Origin of the sequence: Flavobacterium sp. (genome assembly GCF_035456085.1) — a bacterium.
GTDB lineage: Bacteria > Bacteroidota > Bacteroidia > Flavobacteriales > Flavobacteriaceae > Flavobacterium.
In genome coordinates this window covers 1-7,102 of sequence record NZ_DATIDY010000044.1, presented here as the reverse complement: position 1 = coordinate 7,102, position 7,102 = coordinate 1, and the positions used below count along the sequence as shown (strand labels likewise).

At 33.1% G+C, this 7,102-nt stretch carries 5 protein-coding genes and 1 tRNA gene; all 6 read left to right on the top strand.

Annotated features, from left to right (window positions below; translation table 11 throughout):
* Positions 1 to 349: 349 nt before the first annotated feature.
* Positions 350 to 1,129, top strand: coding sequence for a TatD family hydrolase (locus VLC96_RS03735; RefSeq protein ID WP_325260711.1), 780 nt, complete (start codon positions 350 to 352; stop codon positions 1,127 to 1,129).
* Between the two features lie 63 nt (positions 1,130 to 1,192).
* Positions 1,193 to 2,335 carry a 1-acyl-sn-glycerol-3-phosphate acyltransferase gene (locus VLC96_RS03730; RefSeq protein WP_325260710.1) on the top strand — a complete coding sequence of 381 codons (1,143 nt, stop codon included), beginning with the start codon at positions 1,193 to 1,195 and terminating at the stop codon, positions 2,333 to 2,335.
* Entirely contained in the window at positions 2,319 to 3,353 is a 1,035-nt protein-coding gene (locus VLC96_RS03725) for an asparaginase (RefSeq protein WP_325260709.1), read from the top strand. The genes VLC96_RS03730 and VLC96_RS03725 overlap by 17 nt, the downstream gene beginning before the upstream one ends.
* A gap of 58 nt (positions 3,354 to 3,411) precedes the next feature.
* A tRNA-Ser gene (locus tag VLC96_RS03720) sits at positions 3,412 to 3,498 on the top strand.
* Positions 3,499 to 3,861: 363 nt separating this feature from the next.
* Complete coding sequence (locus VLC96_RS03715; protein ID WP_325260708.1) at positions 3,862 to 6,600, top strand: substrate-binding domain-containing protein; 2,739 nt, start codon at positions 3,862 to 3,864, stop codon at positions 6,598 to 6,600.
* Between the two features lie 230 nt (positions 6,601 to 6,830).
* On the top strand, positions 6,831 to 7,102 hold a 272-nt coding region (locus tag VLC96_RS03710; RefSeq protein ID WP_325260707.1), incomplete at its 3' end, for an MFS transporter.

The following is a 7,102-nucleotide window of genomic DNA, read 5'->3' as shown; positions in this document are numbered from 1 at the left end:
AAAAGAGAAACCCAAAGAATCGGAATCATTCCAGACATTGAAGTTAAACCCACAATAAAAGGAATTCAAGAGGGTAAAGACGAGGTTTTGGATAGAGCTTTGTTATTTATAGAAAGCGGGAAATAGACATTAAAATAAAATAGCAGTATGTTGAATTTTAGCCCCGATAGTAGTGGAAATCCTTGTTGCCCGGGGTTCGGGCAACAAGATTGCAACGGATAGCGGGACAATACTTCCTTAAAAATGCAAATCTTCTGCTCCAAAAAATAATAGAATTTAAGTCTTTATAAAACTCCATTCTTGGTAAACCCCACTTTTTCGAGTAATTTTGCTGCATTAAAATTTACACTTGGAAACAAAAGCAATACTTACCGATACACACACTCATTTATATTCAGAAGAGTTTGATTTGGATCGCAGCGAAATGATGCAACGTGCTATAGACAATGGCGTTACTCGCTTTTTTGTCCCTGCCATCGATTCAACTTGCACTCAAAGTATGTATGATTTGGAACGCGATTATCCTGATAATGTCCATTTGATGATGGGTTTGCATCCTACTTATGTGAAGGATAATTATTTGGAAGAACTGCAACATGTTGAAGCCGAATTAGCCAAAAGAAAGTTTGTTGCTATCGGCGAAATAGGGATTGATTTGTATTGGGATAAAACACATCTGGCCGAACAGCAATTTGCTTTTAGAAAACAAATACAACTGGCCAAGAAGTATAAACTTCCCATTGTGATACATTGTCGTGAGGCTTTTGATGAAATATTTGAAATATTAGAAGAAGAAAAATCGCCTGAATTATTCGGGATTTTTCACTGTTTTACGGGTACTTACGAACAAGCGCTACGAGCGATTTCCTATAATATGAAATTGGGAATTGGCGGTGTTGTAACTTTTAAAAATGGAAAGATTGATCAGTTTTTAGACAAAATTGATTTATATCATATTGTGTTAGAAACGGATTCGCCATATTTGGCCCCAATTCCTTACCGTGGCAAACGCAACGAAAGTAGTTATTTGATAAATGTCGTTGATAAATTGTCGCAAATTTATGGTATTACAACAGATGAAATTGCTGCAATAACAACAGAGAATTCAAGAGAAATATTCGGGATTTAATGCCGATTTTCTGTAACTTTAATATTTTTTTTGTTCTTTTGTCCAACTAAATTGAAAACAAAAATGAATAAATTTGATGCGATCCGGTCTTTTTATGATTCCGAAGTTAATGAAGGAATATTAAAAGTAATTGATCATCCAATGATGAAGGCTTTGATGAACTTTTGTTTTCCAGGAGTCGATGATGAAATTTGGAAAGAGCAACTTCGTAAAACACACTCTATTCGTGATTTTCAATGCAATTTTATTTACTACGGAGTACAACAGGTTTTAGAAAAAAGTTCGGAAGGATTAACAACTTCTGGCTTTGAAAAATTAGAAAAAAACACAGCTTATCTGTTTGTTTCGAATCATAGAGATATAGTTTTGGATACTACATTACTAAATGCTAGTTTGTTCGAACATGGGCTGGATATGACTTCATCGGCTATTGGCGATAATTTGGTCAAAAAATCTTTTTTAAAAATATTATCCAAATTAAATAGAAATTTTTTAGTTCAACGTGGATTATCGCCAAGAGAATTATTGGTAAGCTCCAAATTGTTGTCTGAATATATGGCGCAGCTGTTGTTACACGAAAATCGTTCGGTTTGGATTGCACAACGTGAAGGAAGAACTAAAGATGGAAACGATGAAACTAATCCTGGAGTTCTGAAAATGATTGCCATGGGTTCTGATGAGCCTAATATAATGGATTATTTTAAGAAGATTAAAATTGTTCCGGTCTCCATCTCGTATGAATATGATCCTACAGATGCCTTGAAAATGCCTCAATTATTGGCTGAAGCTAATAATGAGATTTACATCAAAGAAAAGAACGAAGATTTCAAAACATTATTGAGTGGTATTATTGGTCAAAAGAAAAGAATCCATATTCACCTAGGAGATGTACTCGATAAAGAAATTGATGATATTGTCAAAAATGTTGATACAGTAAACAAACAAGTTCAGGCATTGGCACAGGTAATTGATGATTCTATTTTGGTTAATTATAAATTGTGGACAACCAATTTTATAGCTTATGATATTCTAAACGATTCTAAAAGATTTGCTCATTTGTATACTGAAAATGAGAAGCTACTTTTTGAGCGAAGATTAGAATTGCGAATAGATCACGAGCATCCAATTGCCAAACAAGGCTTTTTGGATATGTACGCCAATCCTGTTGTCAATAAACTAAAATATGTTGATGCACTCGCTCTCTAAGCCCAAAATTCTTTTGATTTATACCGGTGGAACTATCGGTATGAGAAAGGATTTTGAAACAGGAGCTTTGAAAGCATTTAATTTTAGCAAATTATTGCATAGTATTCCGGAATTACAATTATTGGATTGTGAGATTGATACTTTTTCTTTTGAAAATCCAATAGATTCTTCGGATATGAATCCTGAACATTGGGCAGATATGGCTCGGACGATTGAAAAAAATTATCTTGATTTTGATGGTTTTGTTGTGCTTCATGGTTCGGATACGATGTCATATTCGGCTTCGGCATTAAGTTTCATGTTCGAAAATCTTTCTAAACCAATTATATTCACTGGTTCACAATTGCCTATAGGAGATTTAAGAACTGATGCCAAAGAAAATTTAATTACAGCTATTCAAATCGCTTCTTTGCAAGAAAATGGAGCACCGCTTATAAAAGAAGTTTGTCTTTATTTTGAATACAAATTATATCGCGGAAACAGAACAACAAAGATAAATGCTGAGCATTTTAGAGCTTTTGTTTCTCCAAATTATCCTTTTTTAGTCGAATCTGGTGTTCATTTAAAAATAAATTCAGATTTGTTTTTGGAAACTAATGCGGAAGATTCTTTGAAAGTAAATACCCACTTGGATAACAATGTAGCTATCATCAAAATGTTTCCGGGAATCAATAAAAAGGTTTTAACGGCTATTTTAAATAGTGAAGGTTTAAAGGGAATTGTACTTGAAACATATGGAGCAGGAAATGCCCCAACCGAAGGATGGTTTTTAAACCTTTTACAGTCTGCTATTAACAAAGGATTGTATATTGTAAATGTTACGCAATGCGCTATCGGAAGTGTTAGCATGGGACAATATGAAACCAGTACAACGATGAAAAAACTCGGAATCATTTCCGGAAAAGATATTACTACCGAAGCAGCCATTACTAAATTAATGTATCTTTTAGCGCAAAATATACCGCAGGAAGATTTCAAGATTGCATTTGAAACTTCTTTGAGAGGAGAAATGCAATAATTTGATTTTTTACTTTCTAAATTCATTTTTTTTGGTGTTATTTGCACTCCAATAAAATAGAGAGGTGTCCGAGTGGTTGAAGGAGCTAGCCTGGAAAGCTAGTATATGGGTAACTGTATCGAGGGTTCGAATCCCTTCCTCTCTGCAAAAGTGTTTATAAAGAAAGTCAAAACCCCTAAAAACGTATGTTTTAGGGGTTTTTTGTATCGAAAAACTTCAAAACAGTTCAAAATGGCTAGTCTAATTTTAAACTAATCACTGAAAAATAGTACTTGCTTTTGTTCTTGAATTGTTTCAATGGAATAATCTTAAAAAAATGGAATTTTATTGTTGCTTACAGATTATTTACTGCCGATTTGTGTACATGAAATAAAAGCTTAATTTTACTTTTCAATTATATATCCTTCTTACTTGTCATCACATAATAATCCTTCCTAATTATTTTGACAAGTTATTGATTCGGGAAGGAATTTTGGAACTCATTTTCATTTACATAAACTCATATTTCATGTATCGATTTATAAAATATATTTTGCTGCTTTTTGTAGCATCATTTAGTTTAGTTTCCTGTAAAGAGGAACAAGGGAGTAAAATTAAAGTTGGTTTTTCACAAGCTATGACGACTGACGACTGGCGCAAGCAAATGAATAGTTCCATAAAAATTGAAGCTTCATTGCGACCGGAAGTAGATTTGACCATTGCCGATGCCAATAATAATGTTCAAAAACAAATTGAAGACATTGAGCGATTTATTTCAAAAAAAGTAGATGTAATTATTGTTTCACCAATTCAATCCAAACCCTTAACAGCCGTTGTTGAGAAATCAATTAAAGCTGGGATTCCAGTACTTGTGGTAGATCGAAAAATTGATGGAGAGAATTACACGGCTTATTTAGGAGCAGATAATATTGAAATTGGGCGGATTGCTGCCCGTTATATTATTTCACACAGCAAAGGTTCAGCCAAAATTATTGAAATTACAGGTGCCAGCGGTTCATCGCCAGCCTATGAACGAAGCCTTGGTTTTAATCAAATTATCAATGAAAATAAGCGTTTTCAGATTGTAAGCACGATTCAGGGTGATTGGGAAAAAGAATCGGTTAAAGCACCCTTGAAGGAAACTCTTATAAAAAATCCAAGTGTTGAATATATTTTTGCACACAATGACCGTATGGCTTTAAGTGCTTGGGAAACAGCAAAGACATTAGGTCTGGAAAAGAAAATAAAATTCATCGGAGTTGATGGTTTGAACACCGTAAATGGCGGAATTGAATTGGTAAAAAGCGGGATTCTTGATGGGACAATTTTATATCCAACGGGAGGAAATGAAGCTCTAAAATTAGCCTTAAAAATATGTAACAAAGAGTCTGTAGCCAAGAATAATATCCTGAATACCATTGTGATTGACCAAAATAATGCTGAAATTATTGAGAACCAAATGGATAAGGTTGATCAGCAGCAATCGGTTATTGAATCACAGCAAGGAGCAATTAAGGTGCAGGAAAGGGAATATGCTTCCCAGAATAATCTAGTTCGCTTGCTGAGTTTTTTTCTTGTTATTATTTTGAGTTTAACTTTTTATAGTATCTATTCTACGATTTCCATTTCCAAAAAGAAAAAGCAATTGGAAAAAATCAATCAAACCGTAATTGATCAAAACAATGAAATTCAAGAAATGGCAAAAATTGCGGCTAACAGCAATGAAGCAAAATTGAATTTTTTTACCGGACTTTCGCATGAATTCAAAACACCTATAACTTTGATCATGAGTTATGTGGAATCATTAATTGAAAATGAAAAAATTAAAGGAACCGCTCTTGTTGATGAGGTGAAACTAATCCATAAAAATTCGAATCGATTGTTGCGATTAATTAATCAATTACTGGATTTCAGAAAAATTGAAGAACAAAAATTTACTTTAAGAGCTACAAATACCAAAATATATGACTTTACAAGTGAAGTCATGGCAAATTTTAAAGGTGAAGCTACCCGCAGAAATATCGAGTTTCAATTGATTTGTAAAAATAAAAATCTGGAGGTGTTTATCGACCGGGGGTTGATGGACAAAGTATATTTCAATTTGTTATCCAATGCTTTTAAATTCACACCTGATAATGGGAAAATTAGCATTTCAATAACCGAAAGTCAAGATAATGAGGTGAAAATTCATGTTAAGGATTCTGGAATCGGAATTCCGGATAATGAATTGTCTAATGTTTTTAATCCTTTTTTCAGAGCTTCAAACAATAATAAAAACAGCTCAGGAATTGGTTTGCATTTGTCAAAAGAATTCGTGCTTTTACATAGAGGAAAAATCGAATTAAGATCAAAACAAGGCAGTGAATTTGTCATAACTTTATTGAAAGGAAAAGCTCATTTAGAGCCTTCTGAAATCATTCAAAAAGCTGAAAATCTTGCAGGCATTTCGAGTGTGATTACTGATAATTTAGAAAATGAACCAGATTTAAAAGATGTAAAAACCATATCGGATTCCGAGAAACATTCTCTTTTAATCATAGAAGATAATGCCGATTTGGTGACTTTTTTAAGAGCCAAACTTTCAAATGAATATGCTGTATACGTTTCTGATGGAAGCGATGCAATTGAAAAAGCTTTAGAGATTGTTCCCGATATTATTATCTGTGATATTAATTTGGTTGATAAAGACGGTTACGAAATTAGCAGGGAATTGAAGAAAGATTTGCGTTCCTCACATATTCCGATTATTATTTTAACGGCCCAAAGTAACAAGGAATCCGTTTTAAAAGGGTTGCAAAGTGGTGTTGATCAGTATTTGACCAAACCTTTCAGTTTATCAATATTAAGACAGTCTATTTCAAGTTTGCTTTTCAACCGCGAAAAATTACGTTATTACTACACAAATAACATTTATCGAATTGAACCTGAATCTAAATTTGGAAACCAAGAACAATCTTTTATTACCAAAATGAATGATATTATTAAGGCCAATGTTGAGGATCCTAAATTTTCAGTAGAAGATTTGGCTGATAAAGTTGGTGTTTCCAGAGTTCAATTGTATCGAAAAGTAAAAGCAATTATTGGAATAAACATAAGTGATCATATTAATAACGTCAAATTGGAAAAAGCGGCAGAGCTTTTAAAGTCAAATGAGATGAATATTTCAGAGATTGCATACTCCCTTGGATTCTCTTCCCCAAATTATTTTTCTACAGCTTTTAAGAATAAATTTGGAATTTCTCCTAAAGAATACAAAACGTCGAATTAATTTCGTTTTAAAATAGATACATTTTTGGTATCATTTTCGAACCTGATGTAACGCAATTGAAACTACAAGGTTTTCGTAAATATTTTTTATATCTCCTAAAGGCCTGTAAATAAAGGGTTTGTTTTGTAAATACCAAATCATCAGTAATTGTAGAAATAAATTGTAACATCATTAAAAATAAGTTGTTTTTTTTGAGGATATCTTAGCAGCAAGTTTTTAATACATGTACAATGAATAAGATATTGATTTGGTCTGTTACTGCTGCACTGGCAGGTTTTCTATTCGGTTTTGATACCGTAGTTATTTCTGGAGCTGATAAACAACTTCAGGTTCTTTGGCATTCATCTGATGCTTTTCATGGTTCTGTTGTTATGGCAATGGCGTTATGGGGAACGGTAGTTGGAGCCATTTTCGGAGGAATACCTACTAATATAATAGGTCGCAAAAAGACTTTATTTTGGATTGGTATTTTGTATTTTGCTTCTGCAATAGGAGCTGCATT